Origin of the sequence: Silanimonas sp. (assembly GCF_027530345.1) — a bacterium.
Lineage (GTDB): Bacteria > Pseudomonadota > Gammaproteobacteria > Xanthomonadales > Xanthomonadaceae > Silanimonas.
In genome coordinates, this window is sequence record NZ_JAPZQK010000057.1 from 1 (window position 1) to 22,798 (window position 22,798).

Here is a 22,798-nt window from a genome sequence, read left to right on the forward strand (position 1 = left end):
TGGCGACGTCCTATCTGCCGAACTATCTGGGCTGGTTCCGCGCCTTGGAGCGGAACGCCCAAACGGGCGCAGGAGCCGCAGCGCTGCTCAGGTTGGCCATGGCGTGAGCGAATCAACCACAATCAACGCGAACAGCGCCAAAAGAACGGGCCCCGAAGGGCCCGTTCTTTTTTGCTGATCCCGCGGGCCTTACGGCGTCACGGTCAGGTTCACGCGGACGGTGGCCGTCGCGCGGTTCGGGTCGTTGCTGCCCAGGCAGACGAAGCCCGAGTAGTTGCCCGGCGCGAGGCCCGCAGTGTTGACGTTGAAGCTCACCGTGGACGGTGCACCGGCCACCGCGCGACCCGAGGCCGGGGCCAGGCCGCTGATCCACGGGGCACCGCAGCCGACCGTACCGTTCAGCGTGTAGGCGAGGCCCGTGGGCGCACCGGCCGGGGTCGTCCACACGTTGTTGGGCGCCGCGTTGCTGGGGATGATCGTGCGCGGCGCCGTGCCGTTGCCCTGCTGCGAGAAGAACCAAGCGAACCGGTTGGCGAAGACGGCATTCACCTGCGGAACCAGCCAGTAGCGCCCGGGCTGCAGGGTGACGTTCTGGCCCGCGGCCGCAAGGTTCAGGCGAAGCACGCCACCGGCGGTGCTGATCCCCGCGGAGTTGGCCGGCGCCGAGTAGCGCCACACGGCCGCATTCGGCGAGGTCTCCGGGTTGCCGGCCGGCACGCCGCCGGCGTCCGCGAAGATCGACCAGCCGATCACCGTCGTCGCCGGGATCGTGCCGGTGCCCAGCACGAAGCCCTCGTTGGAGATGCTGGCGAGCGTGGTCGCCTGCGTCAACACGAAGTCATCGGCGGCGAACTGGCCGATGCCGAGATCGCTGTAGCGACCCGTGGCGTAACCGCTGGTGGCGCCCGCGCTGCTTTGCGAAACGACTGCGCCGGTCCCGGTGCCCGTGGTGCTCGTGGTGAAGTCGACCGGGTTGCTGTTGCTCCACAGGGTGAAGTTGGCGCTGCGCGTGGTGTTGGCCGGCGCGCTGATGGCGATGGTCTCGGTGCTGAGGCCCAGCTCCGGGTTGCGCACGGCCACCGCGATCGGCAGGCGCAGGGTCGGCGAGCGCGTGCTGGCATCGTTTCCGGTGGAAGCCAGCGTCAGCGTGCCGAAACGGTAGGTGCCGTCGGCCGGCTGGCCCGCGGTGTTCACGGTGACCGTGACCGTCTGCGTACCGAAGGGCGCGATGGTGAACACCGGCGTGCTGATCGTGCCCGTCACGCCCGACAGCGAGAGGCTGAAGGTCTGGAAGGTGCCGCGCGTGCTGCGGAAGGTGCGGGTGAAGGTGCAACTGGTCGTGCTGCAGCCTCGGTTGGTCATGCTGGCGAGGTTGAGCGCCGAGACATCACCGCCCAGCGCCGGGTTCGCCGCCGTGTAGTCGGCGCGCTGCTCGTCGAGCACGAGGCCGGCCTTCGCCGCGGCGTCGACCTGCACGCGGCCCGCACCGGCCTGGAAGGGCGTGGCGACAGCCCCCAACTCATTGAGCACGCCCTGACGCGCCGTCATCATCAGCGCCGACTTGATCTCGGCGGGCGTCCAGGTCGGGAACAGCTGGCGCAGCAGCGCACCGCTACCGGCCACCTGCGGCGAGGACATGGACGTACCGCTGAGGAAGCCGATCGCGTTGCCGCAGGCCGCCGTGGGAAGCTGCGCCGGATCGGTGCACGTCAGCGGCTCGAGGATGTTGACGCCATGTCCGGTGATGTCTGGCTTCAGCACCGAGAACGGCGACGGGCCGCGCGAGCTGAAGCCGGCGAGTTCGTCGGCGGTATTGTCGATGCGGGTGGCCGGGAAGGGCACCGTCGACGTCAGCGCCGGGTTCGACACCGTCAGCGCCTGCAGGGCCACGCCGCTGTCCTGCGCCATGCCGAACACCGGCACGGTGGCGCCCGGCACCGATGGCGCGATGCCGCCGGCCGCGTTGTTGACGATGATCACCGCACGCGCACCAGCCGCGGCCGCGTTCGCGGCCTTCTCGGTGAAGGGGCAGGTACCACGGCGCACGAGGGCGATGCGGTTGCTGAAGAAGCCGGCCGGGAACGCGCCGCTGGCGGTGCAGCCGTCGGCCGCGCCGGTGAAGCCAGGGCCCGCGCGCAGCACGCTGCTCGGGATCGAACCGGTCAGCTCGACGCCGCCCGTGCCCGCGTTGAGCAGCACCTGCGAGAGGTTGGTCGGCACGCCGGCGCCGCTGGTGTTGAGGGTGAACTCATAGCTCGCGCGGCCCGACTGTGCAGCGGCGACCGTCATCACCCAAGGTGAGTTGTGCCCGTTGGTCGATGGGTTCGGGCCGCTGTTGCCGGCAGAAGTGGAGATGAAGATGCCAGCATCGGCCGCGGCGAGGAATGCCTGGGAAATGGCTTCCGACCAAGGCTGCGCGCCGCCGCCAATAGAGTAGTTGATGACGTCGACGCCGTCGGCGACGGCCTGGTTGATGGCCGCGAGTGTTGAAACGTTCGGGCAGGGGCCCTGGTTCGTTGCGATGATGGTGTAGCAGGCGTCGTAGGCGATGACGTTGGCGCGCGGCGCGATGCCGCTGAGCGTCAGGGCGTTGCCGCGGAAGCTGACTTCGCGCGCGTTGCCGACGCTGGTGCCTGCAGTATGCGAACCGTGGCCGTCGGTGTCGCCGAAGCTTGGATCCTCGCGCCATGTGCCGCCCGGGCGGCACGGGTCCGTCGCAGGGGCGTTCGGTGTACATACCGCCGCATAGACGAAGTCGTAGCCGCCCACCAGCTTGTCATTGCAACGACCAGCGTCAATGCGGCCGCTGGCGCACTGGCCACGGTAGTTCCCCTCGCCGAACGGATTGCTGAATTCGAAGCCCGTTTCGGGCTCTACGCCAGCGAACGAGGGGCTGTTGAAGTTGATGCCGGAATCGATGACGCCCACCAGCACGCCCTCGCCCTTCGCGCGACGGTTGTAGACCGACACTTCGGTGCGGCCGCGCGTCATGAAGGCGGCGCGGTGGAAGCCGGTGCCGTCCTCCCAGACCGTGTTGGCGCCAATCACCGAGGGGGCGGCGTCGTCATCCAGCAGGTATTCGGCGTAGGGCTCGACCAGCGTGACCGTCGGGTCGTTGGCGAGGGCCGCCGCTTCCGCCGGCGTCAGCTCGGCGATGATGCCGTTGAAGGCATGCTGCATGCGGTGCTGGACCTCGAAATTGCGGCCGACGCTCGCCTTCAGGCGCGCCTCGTTGTTGCGCTGGCGCCCTTCGAGCTGCGTCGCGTAGGCGGCCACCGCGGCATCGTGGTCGACGGCCATCTTCCCGCGCAGCGGCGGCGTCGGCGCCTGCTTCAGCTGCGCCTCGTAGGTGACGGCGGGCACATCGCGGAAGCCCACGATGTAGGGCATGCGGCCCGTCGCGGCGAAGGCCTTCAGCGCCGGTGAATCGGACTTCGCCACCGCGGCGCTGTCCAGCGAGGCCGCCTGTGCCGCACCCACCATGGCCACGAGGGCCGACGAAACCGCGATCGAACACCACTTCTGCTGCAAGCGACGCATGGATGACTCCCCAACGAAACGTTCAGATGAAGTCCGCGCCCCCGCGGGTCGATGGACTTGGCATCGACGCCTAGGCGGGTTCGCGGGGACAGGACGACCGGAAGCGGGGGCGCGACGGTCGTACCGTTACTGTGTAACGTGAAGCGCGCGACCCTGCAAGTGCGCGGAGTCCTGCTCCGGCCTCGATGCCGGTCCTGCGCTGCGCTGCATCAGAACGCGCGACGCAGACGCTCACGCCATCCTGACATCCAGCGCTGCAAGCGTCCCAGCGAGTCGGTGTGGAAGACGATGCCGATCTCGGTGGCGCGGCCGTCGCGGATGCGTCGCGCCACCAGGGTGGCGCCGCCGAGGGCGATCCGGTCGCCGATGTGCACTTCGCCTTCGAAGCGCGTCGCGAACATCTCGCTGGCGGTGTGGGCCGCGTAGCGCGGCGGGATCGGTAGCCCGTAGAAGCCGGCCAGTTCGCCCAGCGGCACGTCGCCCGCCAGGCTGAAGGCACCGAAGGTCTCGTGTTCGGCCTCGCGCGCCTCGTTGCCCTCGGCGAACAGCCAGTCGAGGCGGTAGACCTCGCCCGGCGGTGCGAGGAAATAGGCGGTGTCGTCGGCCTGCGCGGGACCGGCCTCGGTCGGCAGCAGGATGCGTCCCTCGCGCACCACCATCGCCGGGCGCGCCCAGCCGGGCAGCTCGGCGTTCTTGGTCAGCACGGCGCTGGTCGGCCCGACGCGATAGCCCACCAGTTCGAACTCGAGCTGGCCCGGCAGGTCGAGTTCGATGCGGCGCGTGGCCGTGTCGCGGCGCGGCAGGGCCACGCGGAAGAGCTTCGCCGCCGGCTTCAGGGTCCAGCCTTGCACCAGCAGCGAGGTCACCACGACAACGAAGGCGACGTTGAAGTAGAGGGCCGCGTTCGGCAGGTCGGTGAGCAAGGGCAGCGACGCGAGGAAAATGCCCACCGCACCGCGCAAGCCGACCCAGCCAACGAAGCCGATCTCGCGCTTGTGGAAGCCGAAGGGCGCCAGGCAGGCGGCCACGGCGACGGGGCGCGCCACCAGCATCAGCACCGCGGCCAGGGCCAGCGCCGGGCCGAGCACATCAAGCAGGGTGGAGGGCACGACCAGCATGCCGAGCAGCAGGAACATGCCGCCCTGTGCCAGCCAGGTGGATGCGTTGAGCACGGTGGTGACGTTGGCGATCGCGCGCACCGGCTTCTGCCCCAGCACGAGGCCGGCGACATAGACGGCGAGGAAGCCGCTGCCGTGCAGGGTGTTGGTCGCCGCGAACAAGCCCACGGCACCCGCCAGCGCGAACAGCGGGTGCAAGCCCTCGGGCAAGGACAGGCGATTGAGGCCGAGGGCGATCAGGCGCCCGCCGAGGACCCCCAAGCCCAGACCCAGCACGAGGTGGAGCACGAGGGTCAGCGCCAGTCCGCCCGGCCCGCCGACGTTGCCCACCGACAGCCAGGTGCACAACAGCACCGTCAGGAACACGGCGACGGGATCGTTGCTGCCGGATTCGATCTCCAGCACGCCGTTGACGCGCTTCGGCAACGCGATGCCGGCACCGCGCAGCAGGAAGAACACCGCCGCGGCGTCGGTCGAAGCCAGCACCGCGCCGAGCAGCAGGCCCTCCACCCAGCCGATCCCGAGCAGCCACATCGCCGCCAAGGCCGTGAGCACGGCGGTGATGGCCACGCCGGCCGTCGCCAGCCAAAGCGCCGGGGCGATGGCCGGGCGCAGCGGCGCGAGCCGCGTCTGCAGGCCGCCGTCGAACAGAATGATGGCCAGCGCCAGCGCGCCGATCGCGTAGACGATGCCCGGCGCCATCGTGAAGCCGGCACCCTCCGGGCCGAGTGCGACACCGAGCGCGAGGAACACGAGCAGCAGCGGCGCGCCGAAGCGGCGAGCCACGAGGCTCGAGCCAATGCCCAGCAGGGCGACGAGGGCGCCGCCCAGCAACCACGTGTCAGTGCGTGCCAACCACTCCATGCCCGGCCCGGTGCTCCGTTTGCGTCGAGGCTTGCAGCGTAGCCTGCAACGACGGATTCGAGTCGATGCTCATCGCGCGGAAGCCGATCGCCTCGGCCATGTGTGGCGTTTCGACTGCGTCGTCACCGGCCAGGTCGGCGAGGGTGCGTGCCACCCGCAGCGTGCGATGCACTGCGCGTGCCGAGAGCGTGAGGCGATCGGCGGCGCGTTCGAGCAAGGCCCGCGCCGCTGGCGTGGCGGCGATGACGGCCTCGAGCTCGCCCGGGGCCAGATGGGCGTTCGGCTTGCCTTGCCGGGCTTGTTGGCGCTCGCGGGCCCGCAGCACGCGGGCGCGGACGGTGGCGCTGGACTCGTTCGCGCGCGACGCCTCGGCATCGTTAGGAAGGCCGGGACCGCTCGGTGCCATCAAGGCCGAAGCGGGCACGCGGGCCAGCGCGACATGGAGGTCGATGCGGTCCAGCAGCGGGCCGCTGACGCGTGACTGGTAGCGCGCGATGGCGTCGGTCGGACAGTCGCAGCGGCCCGCGGGATCGCCGGCCCAGCCGCAGGGGCAGGGGTTCATCGCGGTGACGAGCAAAGGGCGCGCGGGAAACACCGCCTGCATCGCCGCACGCGCGATCTGCACATCGCCGGATTCCAGCGGTTCGCGAAGGGCATCGAGGGTGCTGCGGCTCCACTCGGGGAGTTCGTCGAGGAACAGAACGCCATGGTGTGCCAGCGAAAGCTCGCCCGGGCGCGGAATCCCGCCCCCCCCAACCAGCGCGACCGCGCTGGCACCGTGCATCGGAGCGCGGAACGGTCGTGCCGTGGGCCAACCACCGGCCTCCCGCAGGGGTGCGGCGAGGCTGCGGATCACCGCCAGCTCCAATGCCTCCGCTTCGGTGAGCGGCGGCATCAGCCCGGGTAGGCAACGCGCGAGCAGTGTCTTGCCGCAGCCCGGCGGGCCGGTGAACCTCAGCCCGTGCATGCCGGCGGCAGCGACCTCGAGCGCGCGCTTGCCGAGGGTCTGGCCAATCACGTCGGCGAGGTCCGCGCCTTCGGCGCCGCGTGTCGTGGCGGTCATGGCGTCCTCCGCCACCGGCGAAAGCACGGGTGCCAGCAACCGTTCGCCGCGCAGGTGGGCGACCACCTGCGCCAGCGTGCGGGCGCCGAACACCTTCGCCCGGCTCGCATATGCCGCGTCGGTGGCGTTCTCCTCGGGCACGATCAGCGCGCGCCCCGCTTCACCGGCGGCGATGGCGGACGGCAGCGCGCCACTGATGCCGCGCAGGGCGCCGGACAGCGACAGTTCGCCGAGCAGTTCGACCTCGCGCAGGGCCTTCAGCGGGATCTGTCCCGCGGCGGCAAGCAGGCCGACCGCCATAGGCAAATCGAAGCGCGCGCCGTCCTTCGGCAACTCCGCGGGCGCCACGTTGATCGTGACCCGTTTGCTCGGCAGCTCGAACTGGCTGGCCTGCAGGGCGGCGCGGATGCGCTCGCGCGACTCGCGGGCGACCGTGCCGGCGAGCCCCGCGATGGTCACCTGCGGCAGGCCCCCGGCCATGAAGACTTCCACGCGCACTTCGGGCGCGCGCACGCCGCAGCGTGCACGGGTGTGCACCAGCGCCAACGCCATGGCGGCGACTCAGTTGCGGGTGTCGGGTGACGCAGGACGCGAGGCGGCGTCCAAGGCCTCGAGCTGGCGTTCCAGCGCTTCGAGCTTCTCGCGGGTGCGGCGAAGCACGGCCTTCTGCACTTCGAATTCCTCGCGGGTGACGAGGTCGAGCTTGCCAAGGCCGGCTTGCAGCGCGGCGCGGAAATTCTTCTCGAGATCGGCGCGCGCGCCCTCGAGGCCGGGCGGCACGAGGTCGTTGAGGCGGCGGGCGAGGTCGTCGATGGCCTTGAGGTCGATCATGGTGGCGCTCCGTGGGCGGTCGACGACAGCGTGGCGGCGGGAGGGCCGCGAAAGTGTCAGGAGACGTCGCGGCGAGAGGTGGGCCGATGCCGGCAGGCCGGGGTCCCGAGCGAGGGCCCGTATCAAAGCACAGCCCGCGTGACGTAGACAATCGATCCGTTTCTGGTCGCATCGACGGTGGGGATCACTTCACCTGGGGAGACAACGATGCGAATGCGAGTTCGAGGGGAGGGCGCGCTTCGACGCGCCGCGAAAGGGGCGTCGGCGTGGGCGGTCGGCTTGGCCGGTCTGACGGCGGCAAGTGCGGCGAGTGCCCAGGAGGCCACGATCTCGGCGGGTGATACCGCCTGGATGCTGGTGGCCACGGCACTGGTGCTGCTGATGACCCTGCCGGGCCTGGCGCTGTTCTACGCCGGCATGGTGCGGGCCAAGAACGTGCTGTCCGTGTTGATGCAGTGCTTCGCGATTGCTGGACTGATCACGGTGCTTTGGGTGGTTTACGGCTATTCGCTGGCCTTCGACACCACGGGGATGGTGGAAGGCGAGATCAACCTCGCCAGCTTCATCGGTGGCTTTGACAAGGTCTTCCTCTCTGGCGTGACGCGCGATTCGCTGGTGCTGGCCATCCCGGAAAGCCTGTTCGTGGCCTTCCAGATGACCTTCGCCATCATCACGCCGGCGCTGATCGTCGGTGCCTTCGCCGAACGCATGCGCTTTGCCGCGTTGCTGGTGTTCTCGGCGCTGTGGTTCACCTTCGCCTACCTGCCGATCGCACACATGACCTGGGCCGGCGTGGGTGGCCTGTTCTGGGACTGGGGCGTCATCGACTTCGCGGGCGGCACGGTGGTGCACATCAACGCCGGTGTCGCTGGCCTCGTCGCGGCGATCATGCTGGGCAAGCGCAAGGGCTGGCCGACCACGGCGATGGCCCCGCACCACCTCGGCTACACGCTGATCGGTGCCGGCCTGCTCTGGGTGGGCTGGTTCGGCTTCAACGCCGGTAGCGCGGTCGCGGCCAACGGTGGCGCGGCGATGGCCCTGCTGGTCACGCAGATCGCGGCGGCCACGGCGGCGCTGGGCTGGATCGCCGCGGAGTGGATCACCCACGGAAAGCCCTCGGTGCTGGGCATCGCCTCCGGCGCAGTCGCCGGCCTGGTCGCCATCACGCCGGCCGCTGGCACCGCCGGTCCGATGGGTGCGCTGGCCATCGGTGCGATCTCGGGCGTGGTCTGCTTCTTCGCAGCCACCAAGCTGAAGCGGATCTTCGGCTACGACGATTCGCTCGATGTGTTCGGCGTGCACGGCGTGGGCGGCATCATCGGCGCCCTGCTGACCGGCGTGTTCGCGTCGGCCGCCCTCGGCGGTGCCGGCCTGCCCGGCGACCGCACGATCGGCGAGCAGGTGTTCTGGCAGGCCGCGGCCGTCGGCATCACCGTGGTGTGGTCGGCGGTGGTCACCGTGATCACGCTGAAGATCGCCGGTCTGTTCGGCGGGCTGCGCGCCACGCCGGAAGAAGAGCAGGAAGGCCTCGACCTCGCCCTGCACGGCGAGAACGGCTACAACCTCTGATCGCGGCCATGGCGCGGGGAATGCCCCGCGCCTTAGGCTTCGCACTGAACTGACGAAAGGACATCCCGATGAAAATGGTCACGGCCATCATCAAGCCCTTCAAGCTCGACGACGTGCGCGAAGCGCTGTCCGAGGTGGGGGTCACCGGCATCACCGCCACCGAGGTCAAGGGCTTTGGGCGGCAGAAAGGCCACACCGAGCTGTACCGCGGCGCCGAGTACGTCGTCGACTTCCTGCCGAAGATCAAGCTGGAAGTGGCGGTCACCAACGACCAGGTCGACCGCGTCGTCGAAGCCATTGCCGGCGCTGCGAACAGCGGCAAGATCGGCGACGGCAAGATCTTCGTCTACGACCTCGAGCGGGTGATGCGCATCCGCACCGGCGAGCTGGACGGCGACGCGCTGTAAGCCGAAGGCTCGGCGCAACGGAGAAGGGCGCCTCGCGGCGCCCTTTCTCTTTGCATCGCCAGCGTTGGCCGGATTACTTCGCCAGCGCCTTCTCGACGAAGGGCGGCAGGGCCAGCGCGGCCTGGTGGATGGCGGCGCTGTAGTACAGCGTCTCGAACGGGCGCGCGGCGGCGTCGGTCATGCGGAACTGCGTGAGATCGCGCGATTCCTTCGACGCGATCAGGCAGCTCCAGTAGCCCGTCGGGTAGCAGGGCTGCGGGAAGGGCAGTACGCGGAAGTCCTGGAAGCCGGCGTCGCGCATCGCGGCGCGCATGTCGAGGATGAGGTGCATCAGCGCCAGCGGGCTCTCGCTCTGCTGCACGAGCAGGCCACCCGGCTTCAGCGCGCGCAGGCAGTCTTCGTAGAAGGCGCGGTTGAACAGGCCCTCGGCCGGGCCCACCGGGTCGGTCGAATCAACGATGACCACGTCGATGCTCTCCGGCGCGGCGTTCTTCATGTAGGCGATGCCGTCGTCGAACATCACCGTCGCGCGCGGGTCGTCGTTGCTCTCGCACAGCTCCGGGAAGTACTTGCGGGCCATCACCGTGACCTGCTCGTCGATGTCGCACTGCACGGCGGTCTTCACGCCCGGGTGCTTGAGCACTTCGCGCAGCGTGCCGCAGTCGCCGCCGCCGATGATCACCACGTTCTCCGGGTTGGCGTGGGTGAACAGCGGCGCGTGCGCCATCATCTCGTGATAGAAGAAATTGTCGCGCGTGGTCACCATCATCGCGCCATCGATCAGCATGACCTTGCCCCAGTCGGTGCTGTCGTAGATCTCGATCTTCTGGAACGGCGACTGCACTTCGTCCAGCTTCGCCGTCACGCGCAGGCCGAAGGCCGAGCCGGTGTGGTCGAAGGTCTCGTGGAGCCAAGTCGAGGAAGAGGACGTCATCAGGGTTCTCCGAAGGTTCGTAGTCGAAGCCGGTGGGTGGGGAGCGAGCTCTGCTCTCGGTGGGGCGCGAGCCCCGCTCTGGATGCGCGGCGCGAATGCTGCTCGCCGCCGCCGCGCGGGCCCGCCCGCCCGGGGGCGCGCAGTCTACCCCCCTTTGCGCGGCGAGGCGCCGGCCATCGTCCCCCTGTTCACCCCCCGGTCGTACACTACGCGCCCTTTGTTTCCACCTGGCCCCCAGCCCATGACCGCCTGGACGCTCGACCGCGCCCGCCACACCTATTCCGTGCCGTACTGGTCGGACGGGTATTTCGACATCGACGGTCGCGGCCGCCTGGTGGCGCGCCCCAATGGCGACGAGGGCCCGGCGATCGCGCTCTCCGACGTGGTGGAGCGGGCGCGCGGCATGGGTCACAAGCTGCCCCTGCTGGTTCGCTTCTCCGACGTGCTCGGCCATCGCCTCGGCAAGCTGCAGCAGGCGTTCGCGCAGGCCATGCGCGAACTCGACTACCGCGGCGGCTATACGGCGGTGTACCCGATCAAAGTGAACCAGCACGCCGGCGTGGCCGGTGAGTTGGCGCGGGTGGGTGCGGCGGTCGGCGAAGCGCCCTACACCGCGGACTTCGGCCTCGAGGCCGGCAGCAAGCCGGAGCTGATGGCCGTGCTGGCGCTGGCGCAGCCGGGCAGCGTCGTGGTGTGCAATGGCTACAAGGACCGCGAGTTCATCCGCCTCGCCCTGATGAGCCGCAAGCTCGGCCTCGACACCATCCTCGTGATCGAGAAGCCCTCGGAAGTCGGGCTGATCATCGAGGAGTCGCGCGAACTCGGCATCACGCCGGTGGTGGGCATCCGCCTGCGCCTGGCGTCGCTCGGCGCCGGCAAGTGGCAGAACAGCGGCGGCGACAAGGCCAAGTTCGGCCTCTCGCCGCGCCAGGTGCTGGATGCGGTCGACAAGCTGCAGGCCGCGGGCCTCGGCGAGAGCGTCGCGATGCTGCATTTCCACATGGGCTCGCAGATCAGCAACGTGCGCGACATCGCCAGCGGCATGCGCGAGGCGGTGAACTACTTCGTCGAACTGTCGAAGCGTGGCTGCCCGATCCGCCTGATGGATTCCGGCGGTGGCCTCGGCGTCGACTACGAAGGCACGCGCTCGCGGTCTTTCTGCTCGATCAACTACGGCCTCGACCAGTACGCCTACACCCTGCTGCAGCCGCTGGCCGAAGCCTGCGCCGAACACGGCCTGCCGCAGCCGCGCCTGATCACCGAGGCCGGCCGCGCGATGACCGCGCACCATGCGGTGATGGTGGTGAATGTGTCGGAAGTCGAGCGTGCGCCGGAAGGCCGTGTCGGCCCTTCGCAGCCCGGCGAGCCTTCGGTGATCCGCCATCTGCGCGAAGTGCAGGCCGAGCTCGACGTGCGCCCGCCGGTCGAGCTCTTCCACGAGGCCCAGCACCATCTCGCCGAGGGCCAGACCCTGTTCGCGCTGGGACAGCTCGGCGTCGAGCAGCGTGCCCAGTTGGATGATCTCTTCTACGCCATCGCCCACGCGGTGCGGCAGCGCCTGTCGGCCGAAGAGAAGAGCCACCGCCCGGTGCTCGACGAGCTCAACGAGCGCCTGGTCGACAAGTACTTCGTCAACTTCTCGGTGTTCGAGTCGATCCCGGACGTCTGGGCCATCGAGCAGGTGTTCCCGATCGTTCCGGTCGAGCGCCTCGACGAGGAGCCGACACGTCGCGGCGTGATCGCCGACCTCACTTGCGACTCCGACGGCCGCATCGATACCTACGTCGAGAGCGAAGCGCTCGACGCGTCTATGCCGCTGCATGCGCTGAAGCCCGGCGAGTCCTACCTGCTGGCCATCGCGATGGTGGGCGCGTACCAGGAGACGCTCGGCGACATCCACAACCTATTCGGCGACACCGACACCGTGGCCGTGCACCTCGACGGCGCCGGCGCCTACCGGCTCGACACGCAGCGTCGCGGCGACACCACCGACGTGATGCTCGACTACGTCGGCTACAAGCTCACCGACTTGCGCGCGCGCTATCGCGCCAACGTCGAAGCCGCCAACCTCCCGGAAGCGACGGCGGCCGAGTTCCTCGCCGCACTCGAGGCCGGGCTGACCGGCTACACCTATTTGTCCGAAGAGCCGCTGGAGTAATCGTTCCGCGGCTTCTTCGTGCGACTCGCTGCAGTGTCGGCGAAGTCCGGCTCGCGGAAGGGCAGCAGGAACTTCTGCAGCAGGGTCGGTTCGCGCGGTCCGATGCCGGTTTGCGTGACGTCGCCACTCGAGTAGGTGCCGAACAGCCGGTCCCAGAGGATCGCGTTGCAGGCGAAATTCGTGTTGCTGACTTCGAAAACGGCGGAGTGATGCCGGCGGTGCTGGTTGGCGGAAGTGACCAGCCAGTTCAGGCCGGGGGTTTCCATCCGGACGTTCGCGTGCGCCGCGGCGGTGTTCACGACGATCAGGACGCTGGCGCCCCCTACCGCTTCCGCCCCGGCGCCGAACATCGTGGCCACCAGCACCATCGGCAGGGTGAGCAGCACGATCTCGAAGGGGTGGTTGGTTCCGACGTTCAAGGCATGCAGGTTCTGGAAGGCGTGGTGGAAGCCGTGCCCGCTGGCCTTCCATAGCCAGCCCCACCGGTGGATCGCGCGATGGATCCAGTAGTAGATGAAGTCGCTGGCGAAGAACAGCAGCAGCACCTGGGCCAGGACCGGCAGCGAATCGGGCCAACCGAGGCCCAACGCCTCGCGTGTCGCCGCCAAGGGCGCCACGAGGAGGGACTCATGCACCCCGGTGAGCACGCCGAACAGCACGAAGCTCATCAGGTATAGGCCAACGAGTTGCAGGCGCTGGCCCGGCCGCAGGCGCCAGTCCGGCATCGCCGGCACGAGGTGTTCCAGCAGCGTCAGCAGGACGAAGGCGACGACCAAGGCGACCAGCACCGCATCGGCGCTGCGCCCCATGCCCCACCAGACCAATCCTGCGCCGACCAGCAGTACGGGGTGGCCGAGTCTTTCGATCCAATGTCGTGCACGAAGCCGCCAGGAATGGGTGTTCACGGGGCGCATTCCGTCCGGCCAGAAGGTCCTGAGCGTCCTCATTACGCGGTGTTCGCGCGATGCGCAACGCCCATCGGTCCCGGCGGCCGGTCGCTGTGGGACACTTCGCCCACAAGCGGCGAGAAGCGTAGGAGCGGACATGCGGACGGGATTCATCGGCCTCGGGGCCATGGGGCACTCGATGGCGGGCCATCTTGCCGACCGAGGCCTGCTCGGAGTGGCCGGTAACCGCACGCTCGCAAAGGCGCAGGCGTTCGCTACCGACCGCGCCGACGTGGCGGCGGCGACCGGTTTCACGGACTACGCCGGCTGCGACGTCGTGGCGCTCTGCGTTTCGGCCGACGCTGATGTGCTGGAGAACGTCGACGGTCTGGCCGCGGTGCTATCCCCGGGGGCGATTGTGATCGACCACAGCACGGTCGCGGTCGAGACCGCCCGCGAAGCGGCGAAGCGCTTGGCCGCTCGCGGCATCCAATTCCTCGATGCGCCGGTGTCGGGTGGCGTCGAGGGCGCGAAGAACGGTCGGCTCTCGATCATGGTCGGCGGCGACGAGGCGACTCTCGGACGTGCTCGCCCGGTGCTCGACGCCTATGGCGCACGCATCGCGCTGATGGGGCCGACCGGTGCCGGGCAGGCGACCAAGGCCGTGAACCAGATCCTGGTCGCCGGCATCAACGAAGCGGTCTGCGAGGGCTTGGCCTTTGCCGAGAAGCTGGGCCTCGACCCGGAACGCCTGCTGCCCACGCTGATGGCCGGCGCGGCCAGCAACTGGTTCCTCGACAAGCGCGGCGCGACGATGCTGCGCGACGAGTTCAAGCCGGGCTTCAAGTGCGCCCACATGGCCAAGGACCTGCGGATCGTGCAGGCCATGGCCGACGCCGCCGGCATCCGCCATCCGGTGATCGACCGCGCGCTGGCGGACTACAGCGAGCTCGAGCGCCGCGGTGACGGCGAGCTCGACACCTCGGCCCTGATCCAGCTGAAGCGCTGAGGCCCCGCATGGCGCCGGACCGACCCCGCCGATCGCCCCCGATGCGATGGTTGGTGGTGGCGGTGCTTGGGCTGGCGTTGCTGTTGCCACTGCCGTCGTCAGCGGCCCCCTCCAGTGAGCGCGAACGGCTCGAGGCCTCCCTGCAGGGCGTCGCGGGGCAGGCCCGTATCGCTCCCCTGGTGGACCTCGTGGTGGCCTCGCGGCAGGAGGCCCCGGAGCGCGCGCTGTCGGCGGGGGACGAGGCGCTGGTGCTCCTCGCACAATGGCCGGACCCGGCTTCCGAAGTGCGCGTGCTCAACGAGATGGGCTGGGCGCAGATGGTGCTTGGCCGCTACGACGAAGCGACGACCGTCGCCGGCCGCGGGCGTGCGCTGGCCGAGCGCGAGGGTGATTCGCCCGGACTCGCCCGCGCCCTGAACAACCTTGGTGTGATCGCACGAAGCCGCGGTGAGCCGGGACAAGCCATCGTTCTGTTCGAACAGGCGCTGGCGATCGAGCGCTCGCTGGCGCGCCCCCGCGAAATCGCCGGGGTGTTGAACAACCTCGGCGTGGCGCACGGCTTCGATCTCGCCGATTACGACACCGCCCTGCGCTACACGCATGAAGCCTTGCGTCTGCGCGAATCGCTGGGCGAAGCGCAGGACATCGCGTTGTCCGAGAACAATCTCGGCGTGCTGTATGCCCGGCTCGGCGACCGCGAGCGGGCCCTTGAGCACTACCAGCTCGCGCTGGCGGTTCGTCGCGAGCTCGGCGTACCGACACGCATCGCGGGAACCCTGCACAACCTCGGGGACCTCGCGCTCGATGCGGAGGATGTCGCCACCGCCCGTGCCCATCATGAAGAGGCCCTCGCCCTGCGGCGACAGGCGGGTGACCGGCCCGGGGAGCTGATCTCCCTGATCGCCCTGGCCCAGGTCGGGCTCGAAGACGATCGGCTGACCGATGCGGCGGAGCACCTGCGCGACGCCGAGGCCATCGCCGAAGCGCTCGACCAACCCCGGGAGCGGATGCTGGTGGGGCTTGCCCAAGGGCGCCTTGCCTTCCGCCAGGGCGATTTGGCGACATCGGAGGCCCGGATCCTCGGCGCCCTCGCGCAAGCCGAGCAAGGCGAAGCGCTTGAGGTGCAGCGCCAAGCCACCTTGCAGCTCTCCGAGGTGCAGGCCGCGGCCGGACGCCATGGCGAGGCCCTTGAATCGTTCCGTCGTCACAAGGCACTCAGCGACCGCATCTTCGACGAGGAGCGCACGCGCCGCCTCGACGCGCTCGACCGCCGTTACGAGGCCGAACGACGGGAGCTGGAGCTCGAGACCTTGCGACGCGAGCGGGCCGAGCAGGACCTGCAGCTCAGCGAGGAGCGAACGACGCGCCTGTGGCTTGCGGCCGCCCTCGTCGCCCTTGCCCTGGTGTTCGGCGGCTTCCTGCTGCGTCGTCGCGAACTGCAGGCGATCAACCGCCGGCTGGCCGACCTGACGCGAACCGACCAGCTCACAGGCCTCGGAAATCGTCGTCTGCTCGAAGACACGCTGCAGGCCGATCTGCCGCTCAGCCTGCGGCGGCGCGCCGACGGCCAGCGTGCCGCCGACAGCGATCTGGTGGCCTTGCTCATCGACATCGACCACTTCAAGGCCGTGAACGACCAGCGCGGGCATGCCGTGGGCGACCGGGTGCTGGCGCGGTTCGCCGCCGTGCTGAAGGCCACCTGCCGGAGTTCCGATGTGCTGGTGCGGTGGGGTGGCGAGGAGTTCCTCGTCGTGCAGCGTTTCGTCGACCGGGCGCAGGCGCCGGTGCTGGCGGCGCGTCTCGCCGCCGCCGTGCGGTCCGAGCGCTTCGCCATCGACGGTGAGGCCCCGCTCGCGCTCACCTGTTCGATCGGCTTCGCGGCCTTCCCGATCCTTCCGGAAGCCACCGCCGGGGACTGGGACGCCACCCTCGCGCTGGCGGACGAGGCCCTGTATCTCGCGAAGGCACGCCGCGATGCCTGGGTGGGCGTCGTGCGGCGGCTCGACAACGAGCCCGCCATCGAGGGCCAGGACGTGCGGTCGCTGCTGAGGGCCGGGGCCTTCGAACTGGTGCGGTCCTTCGATCGCGAGGGCGGCGGAGCCCCGTAGGCCCGAGCCGCCGACGGATTCCTCAGCGCGCCGGTGTCGCCGTCACGCCGGCTTCCGCCAGCGCCTTCTGCGCGGCATCGCGCGCGGCCACGTCGGCATACGGGCCCAAGCGGACGCGATGCAGGGTGCGGCCATTGGCCTGCACGGTTTCGATGCGCGCCATCTGGCCGACCAGCGCCAGCCGGGCGCGCAGCGCCTCGGCATCGCCGGCATTGCCGAAGGCGCCGGCCTGCAGCTGCAGGCCGCTTGGCGCCGCAGGCGCCGCGGACGGTGTCGTCGTTCCAGCGCCCGCCGCGGGGGTCATCGTCGGAGCCGTCGATGCAGGCGCCGTGCTGCCCGGCGCGGCCGCCTCGGCGGTCTCGCCCGGCAGTTCCACTTCCTTCTCCGGCAGCACGGTGTAGAAGTCGAACGTCGGCTTCGGCGCTTCCGTCGCCTCTTCCGGCTCCTGCGCCACCGGCTCGGCATCGCGGCGCGGCGCCGGGGCTTCGGCCTGCGGGTTCGGCTGCGGCAGGATCGCGTCGAGCTTCTGGCGGTCGCCGAACATCAGGTAGGCCGCGGCGAGGCCGAGGCCCAGTGCGAGGCCGGTGACGAGGATCAGGCCGGTCTTCAGGCCGCCGCCGCGCTTCGCCTGCGATTTGCCGCCGCGCTTCGCCGCCATCACATGCTCTCCGGGGCCGAGACGCCCAGCAGGCCGAGGCCGTTCGCCAGCACCTGGCGCGTCGCCGCGGCGAGGCCGAGGCGCGCATGGCGCAGCTCCTCGTCGGCGATCAGGATCGGCTGGGCGTTGTAGAAGGCGTGGAAGCAGGCGGCGAGCTCACGCAGGTAGTTCGCGATGATCTGCGGGCCGCGATGCTGCGCGGCGGCCTGCACGACCTCCGGGAAGCGCATCAGCTCGGTGATCAGCGCGTTCTCCTGCGGCTCGACCAGCTTCGCGCGTGCGGCTTCGGCCGCGGTGCGGTTCCACGAGTAGCCCTTCTCCACCGCCTGGCGGAAGATCGAGGCGATGCGCGCGTGCGCGTACTGGATGTAATAGACCGGGTTCTCGTTCGACTCGCTCTTGGCGAGATCGAGGTCGAAGTCGAGGTGCTGGTCGTTGCCGCGCATGACGTAGAAGAAGCGCGCCGCGTCGGTGCCCACTTCCTCGCGCAGCTCGCGCAGGGTGACGAAGCTGCCGGCGCGGGTCGACATCTGCACGCGCTCGCCGCCGCGGAACAGGATGGCGAACTGCACCAGCTCGATGTCGATCTTCGCCGGGTCGAGGCCGAGGCCCTGCGCCGCGGCCTTGAGGCGGGCGATGTAGCCGTGGTGGTCGGCGCCGAAGATGTAGATGGCGCGCTCGAAGCCGCGCTCGAACTTGCTGAGCAGGTAGCCGAGGTCGGAAGCGAAGTAGGTGGTGACGCCGTTTTCGCGCTTGACCACGCGGTCCTTGTCGTCGCCGAAGCTGGTCGCGCGGAACCACAGCGCCCCTTCCTGCTCGTACAGGTGGCCGTTGGCCTGCAGCGTGTCGATGGCGCGCTGCACGTAGCCGTCGGTCATCAGCGAGCGCTCGCTGAAGAAGTTGTCATGGACGACGCCGAAGCCCTTGAGATCGTCCTTGATGTCGGCGAGGCACCACGACAGGCCGGCGTCGAACACCTTGCGGTAGTCGGCTTCGCCGAGAAGGGCCTTGGCACGGGCGATCAGGCCGTCGACGTGGGCTTCCTTGTCGCCGCCCTGCGATTCGTCCGCCGGCAGGCCGTCCATCACTTCGGTGGCGCCGCGCTTGAACGCATCACCGACCTTGCCGCGCAACTTGCGCGCGATCTCGATGACGTAGTCGCCCTTGTAGCCGTTGTCGGGGAAGCGCAGGGCCACGCCCGCCAGCTCGTGGTAACGCACCCACACCGAGACGGCGAGGATGTCCATCTGGCGGCCGGCGTCGTTGACGTAGTACTCGCGCTGCACCGTGTGGCCAGCGGCCTCGAGCAGGGTGGCGACGGTGGCGCCGTAGGCGGCGCCGCGGCCGTGGCCGACGTGCAGCGGGCCGTTCGGGTTGGCCGAGACGAACTCGACCGTGACCGACTCGAGCGAGCCCGGCTCGCCGCGGCCGTAGGCCTCGCCCTGGTCGAGCACGCGGCGGATCGTCGCCAGGCGGCAGCCCTGCGAGATGTGGAAGTTCAGGAATCCCGGGCCGGCGATGTCGACCTTGGCCACGTGCTGCGACTTCGGCAGCGCATCGACGAGCGCCTGCGCGGCGTCGCGCGGCTTCATCCCGGCCGGCTTGGCCAGCATCAGGGCGAGGTTGGTCGCGTAGTCGCCGTGTTCGGGCGTCTTGGTCCGGTCGATGACGACTTCGGGCAGGGCGAGATCCGCCGGCAGGCGGCCGTGGCGACGGAGGTCGAGCAGGGCCTGGGCAAGCAGTTCGCGGAGGTGTTCTTTCACGGCGGGTTCCGGGGTGCCCGGCAGGGCCGGGCCGAAATCGAGGCGCGGCTCGGGCCCCTGGGGGCCCGCCCGCAGGCGATCGCGAAGTTTACCGGAAGGCCGGCGGGGCGGCCGAACTGCAACCTGACCGTCAAGAAAGCCTCGCCGGGCTGTCATGGACGGGCCCGAGGATGGCGTCGCTCGACGGCGACCGGCCGTCGCCGGCCCGTTCCCCGACTTCTGGAGTTCCGCCATGTCCGCCAAGATCCGCTACACCCGACTCGCGCTGGCCAGTGCGATCGCGCTGGCCGCCACCCAAGCCCATGCCTCGGTGCGTCTGTCCGAAGCCTTCGACGGCGCCTGGTTCGACCCGGCCGCCTCCGGCCGTGGCGTGCTGATCGATTTCATCCCGAACGCGCAGCGCGCCGGCGGCACCCTGTTCGCCGCGGACTTCGTCTATGACAACGCCGGCAACCCGTTCTGGATCACGCTGCAGCAGAACTGGTCGGAGTTCCAGAACACCTCGACGAATGTGCCGATCTTCCGCGCTGCCGCGGGCACCTGGCCGGCGCCGGGCACCTCGGCCAACACGCAGATCGGCACCGCGACCTTCACGGTCAACAGCTGCAACTCGATCACCGTGAGCTACACGATGGACGCCGGCACGGGTTTCGCCAACCGCACGCAGACGCTTGAGCGCCTCGGTGGTGTTGATGGCTCGACCTGCGCCTACCAGGAAGCCTTCACCGCTTGCCCGGGCTTCGCCACTGCCGCGCCGGCCTTTGGCGCTCGCGCCTGCCAGCTGCCGGCCACGCTCACCGGTGACCAGACCCTCACCAACAACATCACGTGGGTCATGAACGGCAAGGTGCAGGTCGGTACTGATGTCGGCCAGAGCGGCACCGCGGCCACGCTGCGCATCCAGCCGGGCACCCTGTTGGTGTCGACGGGCGCCAGCGCGAACTCCTTCGACCACCTTGCCGTGAGCCGCGGCTCGAAGATCTTCGCCGAAGGCACGCGCCAGTTCCCGATCATCATGACGACGGCCAACGAGCTGCCGGGCGCCCCGGCCGCGCCGGCCCCGGGTCAGCTCGGTGGCCTCGTGATCTCGGGCCAGGCCCCGTCGAACTGCAACCCCAACTGCGTCGCCGAGTGGGATACCACCAACCGCTACGGCGGCACCGACGCCAAAGACAACAGCGGCGTCGTGCGCTACATGCAGGTCCGCTACTCGGGCTACATCTTCACCACGAACCGCGAGCTCAACGCCTTCACCTTCAACGGCGTCGGCTCGGGCACCACGCTCGAGTACCTGCAGGCCTTCCGCGGCCAGGATGACGGCTTCGAGTGGTTCGGCGGCACGGCGAACGTCCGCTACGCGCTGGTGACCTGCGGCGGCGACGACGGCTTCGACTGGGACGAGGGTTTCACCGGCAAGCTGCAGTTCGGCGTGGTCGACCAGCGCGGCTGCCCGGGTTCCAACCACGGCTTCGAGCTGTCGAACAGCCCGACGAACGTCGACGCCAACCCGCGCGCGCGCGGCACCGTCGCCAACGTCACGGTTCTCGGCCCGTCGGCGGTCACCGGCAGCGACGGCCTTCTGGTCAACAGCGGTTCGGGCGGCAACTTCTACAACCTGATCATTGCCGGCTTCCCGCGCGCTTGCGTTGCGTTCGACGGCGTGGCAACCGAGGCTGCGGCCGGCAACCCGGACATCGGGCTGAGCGGTGTCCTCACCGGCAACAACATCAAGGTCGCCGGCTGCGTGGCGAACACCCGCACCGGCACCGGCCTGTCTGCGAACTACGCCCAGCGCTGGTTCTCGTCGCAGACCGGCAATGAGGTCCTCGCGACGTCGCCGCTCGTCGCCGGCAGCTTCCTGCCGAACGGCAACGCCCCGGCCGGCGTGTTCCCGCCGGGCGGCGCGGCTCCGAGCGTGAACGACTGGTTCGTCCCGACCGATTACGTGGGCGCCTTCCGCAGCAACTCGGACAACGACAACTGGACCCTGACCTGGTCGCGTCCGTTCAACCCCTGATCCGAAGCACAGCGGCAAGAAGAGGGGCCGGCGAGCGATCGCCGGCCCTTCCGTTTTCCGGGTGGAGGGTGTGGGCTCAGGGCGCCTGCGCGGCGATCTCGCGGAAGGCGTTGATCACGGCATGCCCCGAGCTCGGCGTCGAGCCGGAGGGGAAGCGTTCGCGGAGCCGACGACCGGTCTCGCGCACGCGGGCCGCGTTCGCGTCGCGCTGGGCGCCGAAGGCGGCACGGCCCTCGCGCGAGGCGAAGCGCTGCAGGGCGAAAACGTAGCGCTCCTGCCCCTCGGTGAGGAAGCCGAGGCAGCCTGCGGCGGATTCCGCAGCGTCCAGCGCACGGCCCGCGCGGTACTGGATTTCGGTGGCGAGCGCGACCGCGGACTGCGCGAAATCGATGTACGGCGACGCCACGTTGCTGGTGTCGATGTCCGCCGCCATGCGGGCCAGGTGCTCGGCCTCCGCGGCAATCGGGTCGTCGCGCCAACCCGGTTGCGAGCCGTCCATCCATCCCGCCAGCCGGTGGGCGAAGGCTCCTTGCGACTGCACGTTCTCGTCGTTGCCGGCGGCGAAAGTGCTGCCGACGATGGCGAAGCGCAACATCATGCGGAGCGTGTTCCCGGAGAGGCCGGCGGCATCCAGAAGCCGCTCGGTTTCGGCGAGGCTCGCCGCTTCGTTGGCGCCGATCGGCTCGTGGTCATGGCGTCGCGCCTCGCGCTGGCGCAGGTCGTGGCAGGCGCAGAACAAGGCCAGCGCTTCGCGTCCGCCGGTGGTCAGGCCAGCCTGCGCGAGCAGGGCCGGCAGCTTGTCCTCGAGGAGCTCCAGCAGGTGGTCCTGGTTGTGGTAGGCGTGGCCGTCCTTGCCCAGCGGGCCGTAGCGCATCGCCATGCGCACCACCGCGACGCTGGCAACGTCGACGACCGCCGCGTTGCTGATGCCGGCCCGTTCGCAGGCTCGGGCGACACGGCTGGCATACGCGGCGGCGCGTGGGTCGAGCGCGGGATTCGTCAGCGCGCCGATCGGCACGGCCTGTTCGACGGCATCGGCCGGGTACACCAGACGGTAGTCGATCGGCATGGGCGTGCCCGGGGAGCGGTTCGACCGGAGTATACGGGCGGTTTTCCCCCCCACCGCTAGACCCAGCCGCGCTCGGCCATCGAGACGGCCGGACCGTCGCCGACGACGAAGTGGTCGAGCAGGCGTACCTCGACAAGGGCCAGCGCCTGTTTCAGCGCTGCAGTGAGCTGGCGGTCGGCCGCGCTCGGCTCGGCGACGCCGCTTGGATGGTTGTGTCCCAGCACCACGGCCGCCGCATTCAAGCCCATGGCGCGCTGCACCACCACGCGGGGGTGCACGGCGGCCGAATCGATGGAGCCTTCGAACAGCACCTCGTGGGCGATCACGCGGTGGCGGTTGTCGAGGAACAGCACGCCAAAGCGCTCGCGCGGCGACGCGCGCAGCCAGCGGCTGAAGTACTCGCCGGCCTGCCGCGGTGAGGCGAGGGCGTCGCCGCGAGCGAGTTCGCCCTGCAACTGGCGTCGCCCCAAGGCCAGCGCCGCCGAGATCAGCGCGGCCCGCGCCGGTCCGATCCCGGGAAGTTGGCGCAGCTCAGCGGGAGCGCGGTCGAGCAGGGCACGCAGCCCGCCGCAGCGGTTGATGAGGCCTTGGGCATGGGCGACGGCATTGCTGCCGCGTGGCCCGGTGCCGAGGAACAGGGCCAGTAGCTCGGCGTCGGACAAGGCATCCGGGCCCTGGGCGTGCAGGCGTTCGCGGGGGCGGTCCGTGGCGGGCCAGTCGTGCAGGGTCATGGCGCCAGCGTGGCGTGCGCGGGGCGGATTGGCCGTCCGAACCCGCGGTGCGCTGGGGTAAGCTTCCAACTC

General features: G+C 69.8%; 16 protein-coding genes. 6 read left to right on the forward strand and 10 right to left on the reverse strand.

Features of this window, described 5'->3' with window-relative positions:
- Positions 1–189 precede the first annotated feature (189 nt).
- The 4 genes from O9255_RS14725 to O9255_RS14740 all read right to left on the reverse strand — a co-directional run bounded on the left by O9255_RS14725 (position 190) and on the right by O9255_RS14740 (position 7,416).
- Complete coding sequence (locus O9255_RS14725) at positions 190–3,540, reverse strand: S8 family serine peptidase (protein ID WP_297867620.1); 3,351 nt, start codon at positions 3,538–3,540, stop codon at positions 190–192.
- A 209-nt stretch (positions 3,541–3,749) separates the two neighbouring features.
- Positions 3,750–5,513 (reverse strand): potassium/proton antiporter, encoded by a 1,764-nt coding sequence (locus O9255_RS14730; protein WP_297867621.1) that lies wholly within the window; start codon positions 5,511–5,513, stop codon positions 3,750–3,752.
- Entirely contained in the window at positions 5,500–7,137 is a 1,638-nt protein-coding gene (locus tag O9255_RS14735) for a YifB family Mg chelatase-like AAA ATPase (RefSeq protein ID WP_297867622.1), read from the reverse strand. Before O9255_RS14735 ends, O9255_RS14730 begins: the two co-directional genes overlap by 14 nt.
- 9 nt (positions 7,138–7,146) lie before the next feature.
- Positions 7,147–7,416, reverse strand: a complete 270-nt coding sequence (locus O9255_RS14740; protein WP_297867623.1) for an accessory factor UbiK family protein — start codon at positions 7,414–7,416, stop codon at positions 7,147–7,149.
- A gap of 279 nt (positions 7,417–7,695) precedes the next feature.
- On the opposite strand from O9255_RS14740, the gene O9255_RS14745 reads away from it, so the two are divergent.
- Both O9255_RS14745 and O9255_RS14750 read left to right on the forward strand, forming a co-directional pair.
- On the forward strand, positions 7,696–8,985 hold the full coding sequence (locus tag O9255_RS14745) for an ammonium transporter (protein ID WP_297867624.1): 1,290 nt from the start codon (positions 7,696–7,698) through the stop codon (positions 8,983–8,985).
- Between the two features lie 68 nt (positions 8,986–9,053).
- On the forward strand, positions 9,054–9,392 hold the full coding sequence (locus O9255_RS14750; protein WP_297867625.1) for a P-II family nitrogen regulator: 339 nt from the start codon (positions 9,054–9,056) through the stop codon (positions 9,390–9,392).
- Positions 9,393–9,465: 73 nt separating this feature from the next.
- Here O9255_RS14750 and speE read toward each other — a convergent pair whose 3' ends face one another.
- Positions 9,466–10,326, reverse strand: a complete 861-nt coding sequence (gene speE / locus O9255_RS14755) for a polyamine aminopropyltransferase (RefSeq protein WP_297867626.1) — start codon at positions 10,324–10,326, stop codon at positions 9,466–9,468.
- Positions 10,327–10,567: 241 nt separating this feature from the next.
- Between speE and speA the strand changes: the two genes are divergently transcribed.
- Positions 10,568–12,484: an arginine decarboxylase gene (gene speA / locus O9255_RS14760; protein WP_297867627.1), complete on the forward strand. Its 1,917-nt coding sequence runs from the start codon at positions 10,568–10,570 to the stop codon at positions 12,482–12,484.
- On the opposite strand, the gene O9255_RS14765 is transcribed toward speA, so the two are convergent.
- Positions 12,457–13,389 (reverse strand): sterol desaturase family protein, encoded by a 933-nt coding sequence (locus tag O9255_RS14765; protein WP_297867628.1) that lies wholly within the window; start codon positions 13,387–13,389, stop codon positions 12,457–12,459. The two genes, speA and O9255_RS14765, sit on opposite strands and share 28 nt — an antisense overlap.
- A 139-nt stretch (positions 13,390–13,528) precedes the next feature.
- Between O9255_RS14765 and O9255_RS14770 the strand changes: the two genes are divergently transcribed.
- Together O9255_RS14770 and O9255_RS14775 are read left to right on the forward strand one after the other, a co-directional pair.
- Positions 13,529–14,380, forward strand: coding sequence for an NAD(P)-dependent oxidoreductase (locus O9255_RS14770; protein ID WP_297867629.1), 852 nt, complete (start codon positions 13,529–13,531; stop codon positions 14,378–14,380).
- A 41-nt stretch (positions 14,381–14,421) separates the two neighbouring features.
- On the forward strand, positions 14,422–16,488 hold the full coding sequence (locus tag O9255_RS14775) for a diguanylate cyclase (RefSeq protein WP_297867630.1): 2,067 nt from the start codon (positions 14,422–14,424) through the stop codon (positions 16,486–16,488).
- 22 nt (positions 16,489–16,510) lie between these two features.
- On the opposite strand, the gene O9255_RS14780 is transcribed toward O9255_RS14775, so the two are convergent.
- Both O9255_RS14780 and argS read right to left on the reverse strand, forming a co-directional pair.
- The gene (locus O9255_RS14780) at positions 16,511–17,146 is read right to left on the reverse strand and encodes an SPOR domain-containing protein (protein ID WP_297867631.1); all 636 of its coding nucleotides are present in this window, start codon (positions 17,144–17,146) and stop codon (positions 16,511–16,513) included.
- Positions 17,146–18,909: an arginine--tRNA ligase gene (gene argS / locus O9255_RS14785; protein ID WP_297867632.1), complete on the reverse strand. Its 1,764-nt coding sequence runs from the start codon at positions 18,907–18,909 to the stop codon at positions 17,146–17,148. The genes O9255_RS14780 and argS overlap by 1 nt, the downstream gene beginning before the upstream one ends.
- A 232-nt stretch (positions 18,910–19,141) precedes the next feature.
- On the opposite strand from argS, the gene O9255_RS14790 reads away from it, so the two are divergent.
- Positions 19,142–20,926 (forward strand): hypothetical protein, encoded by a 1,785-nt coding sequence (locus tag O9255_RS14790; RefSeq protein ID WP_297867633.1) that lies wholly within the window; start codon positions 19,142–19,144, stop codon positions 20,924–20,926.
- A 76-nt stretch (positions 20,927–21,002) separates the two neighbouring features.
- On the opposite strand, the gene O9255_RS14795 is transcribed toward O9255_RS14790, so the two are convergent.
- Complete coding sequence (locus O9255_RS14795) at positions 21,003–21,995, reverse strand: hypothetical protein (RefSeq protein ID WP_297867634.1); 993 nt, start codon at positions 21,993–21,995, stop codon at positions 21,003–21,005.
- A gap of 56 nt (positions 21,996–22,051) precedes the next feature.
- Positions 22,052–22,726 carry a DNA repair protein RadC gene (gene radC, locus O9255_RS14800; protein ID WP_297867635.1) on the reverse strand — a complete coding sequence of 225 codons (675 nt, stop codon included), beginning with the start codon at positions 22,724–22,726 and terminating at the stop codon, positions 22,052–22,054.
- Between the last annotated feature and the right edge of the window lie 72 nt (positions 22,727–22,798).

Coding starts and splice junctions, on each gene's coding strand:
- O9255_RS14795 (WP_297867634.1), bottom strand. CDS start 21,995: ATGCCGATCGACTACCGTCTGGTGTACCCGGCCGATGCCGTCGAACAG.
- O9255_RS14770 (WP_297867629.1), top strand. CDS start 13,529: ATGCGGACGGGATTCATCGGCCTCGGGGCCATGGGGCACTCGATGGCG.
- O9255_RS14775 (WP_297867630.1), top strand. CDS start 14,422: ATGCGATGGTTGGTGGTGGCGGTGCTTGGGCTGGCGTTGCTGTTGCCA.
- radC (WP_297867635.1), bottom strand. CDS start 22,726: ATGACCCTGCACGACTGGCCCGCCACGGACCGCCCCCGCGAACGCCTG.
- speE (WP_297867626.1), bottom strand. CDS start 10,326: ATGACGTCCTCTTCCTCGACTTGGCTCCACGAGACCTTCGACCACACC.
- O9255_RS14780 (WP_297867631.1), bottom strand. CDS start 17,146: ATGGCGGCGAAGCGCGGCGGCAAATCGCAGGCGAAGCGCGGCGGCGGC.
- O9255_RS14735 (WP_297867622.1), bottom strand. CDS start 7,137: ATGGCGTTGGCGCTGGTGCACACCCGTGCACGCTGCGGCGTGCGCGCG.
- speA (WP_297867627.1), top strand. CDS start 10,568: ATGACCGCCTGGACGCTCGACCGCGCCCGCCACACCTATTCCGTGCCG.
- O9255_RS14790 (WP_297867633.1), top strand. CDS start 19,142: ATGTCCGCCAAGATCCGCTACACCCGACTCGCGCTGGCCAGTGCGATC.
- O9255_RS14725 (WP_297867620.1), bottom strand. CDS start 3,540: ATGCGTCGCTTGCAGCAGAAGTGGTGTTCGATCGCGGTTTCGTCGGCC.
- O9255_RS14740 (WP_297867623.1), bottom strand. CDS start 7,416: ATGATCGACCTCAAGGCCATCGACGACCTCGCCCGCCGCCTCAACGAC.
- O9255_RS14750 (WP_297867625.1), top strand. CDS start 9,054: ATGAAAATGGTCACGGCCATCATCAAGCCCTTCAAGCTCGACGACGTG.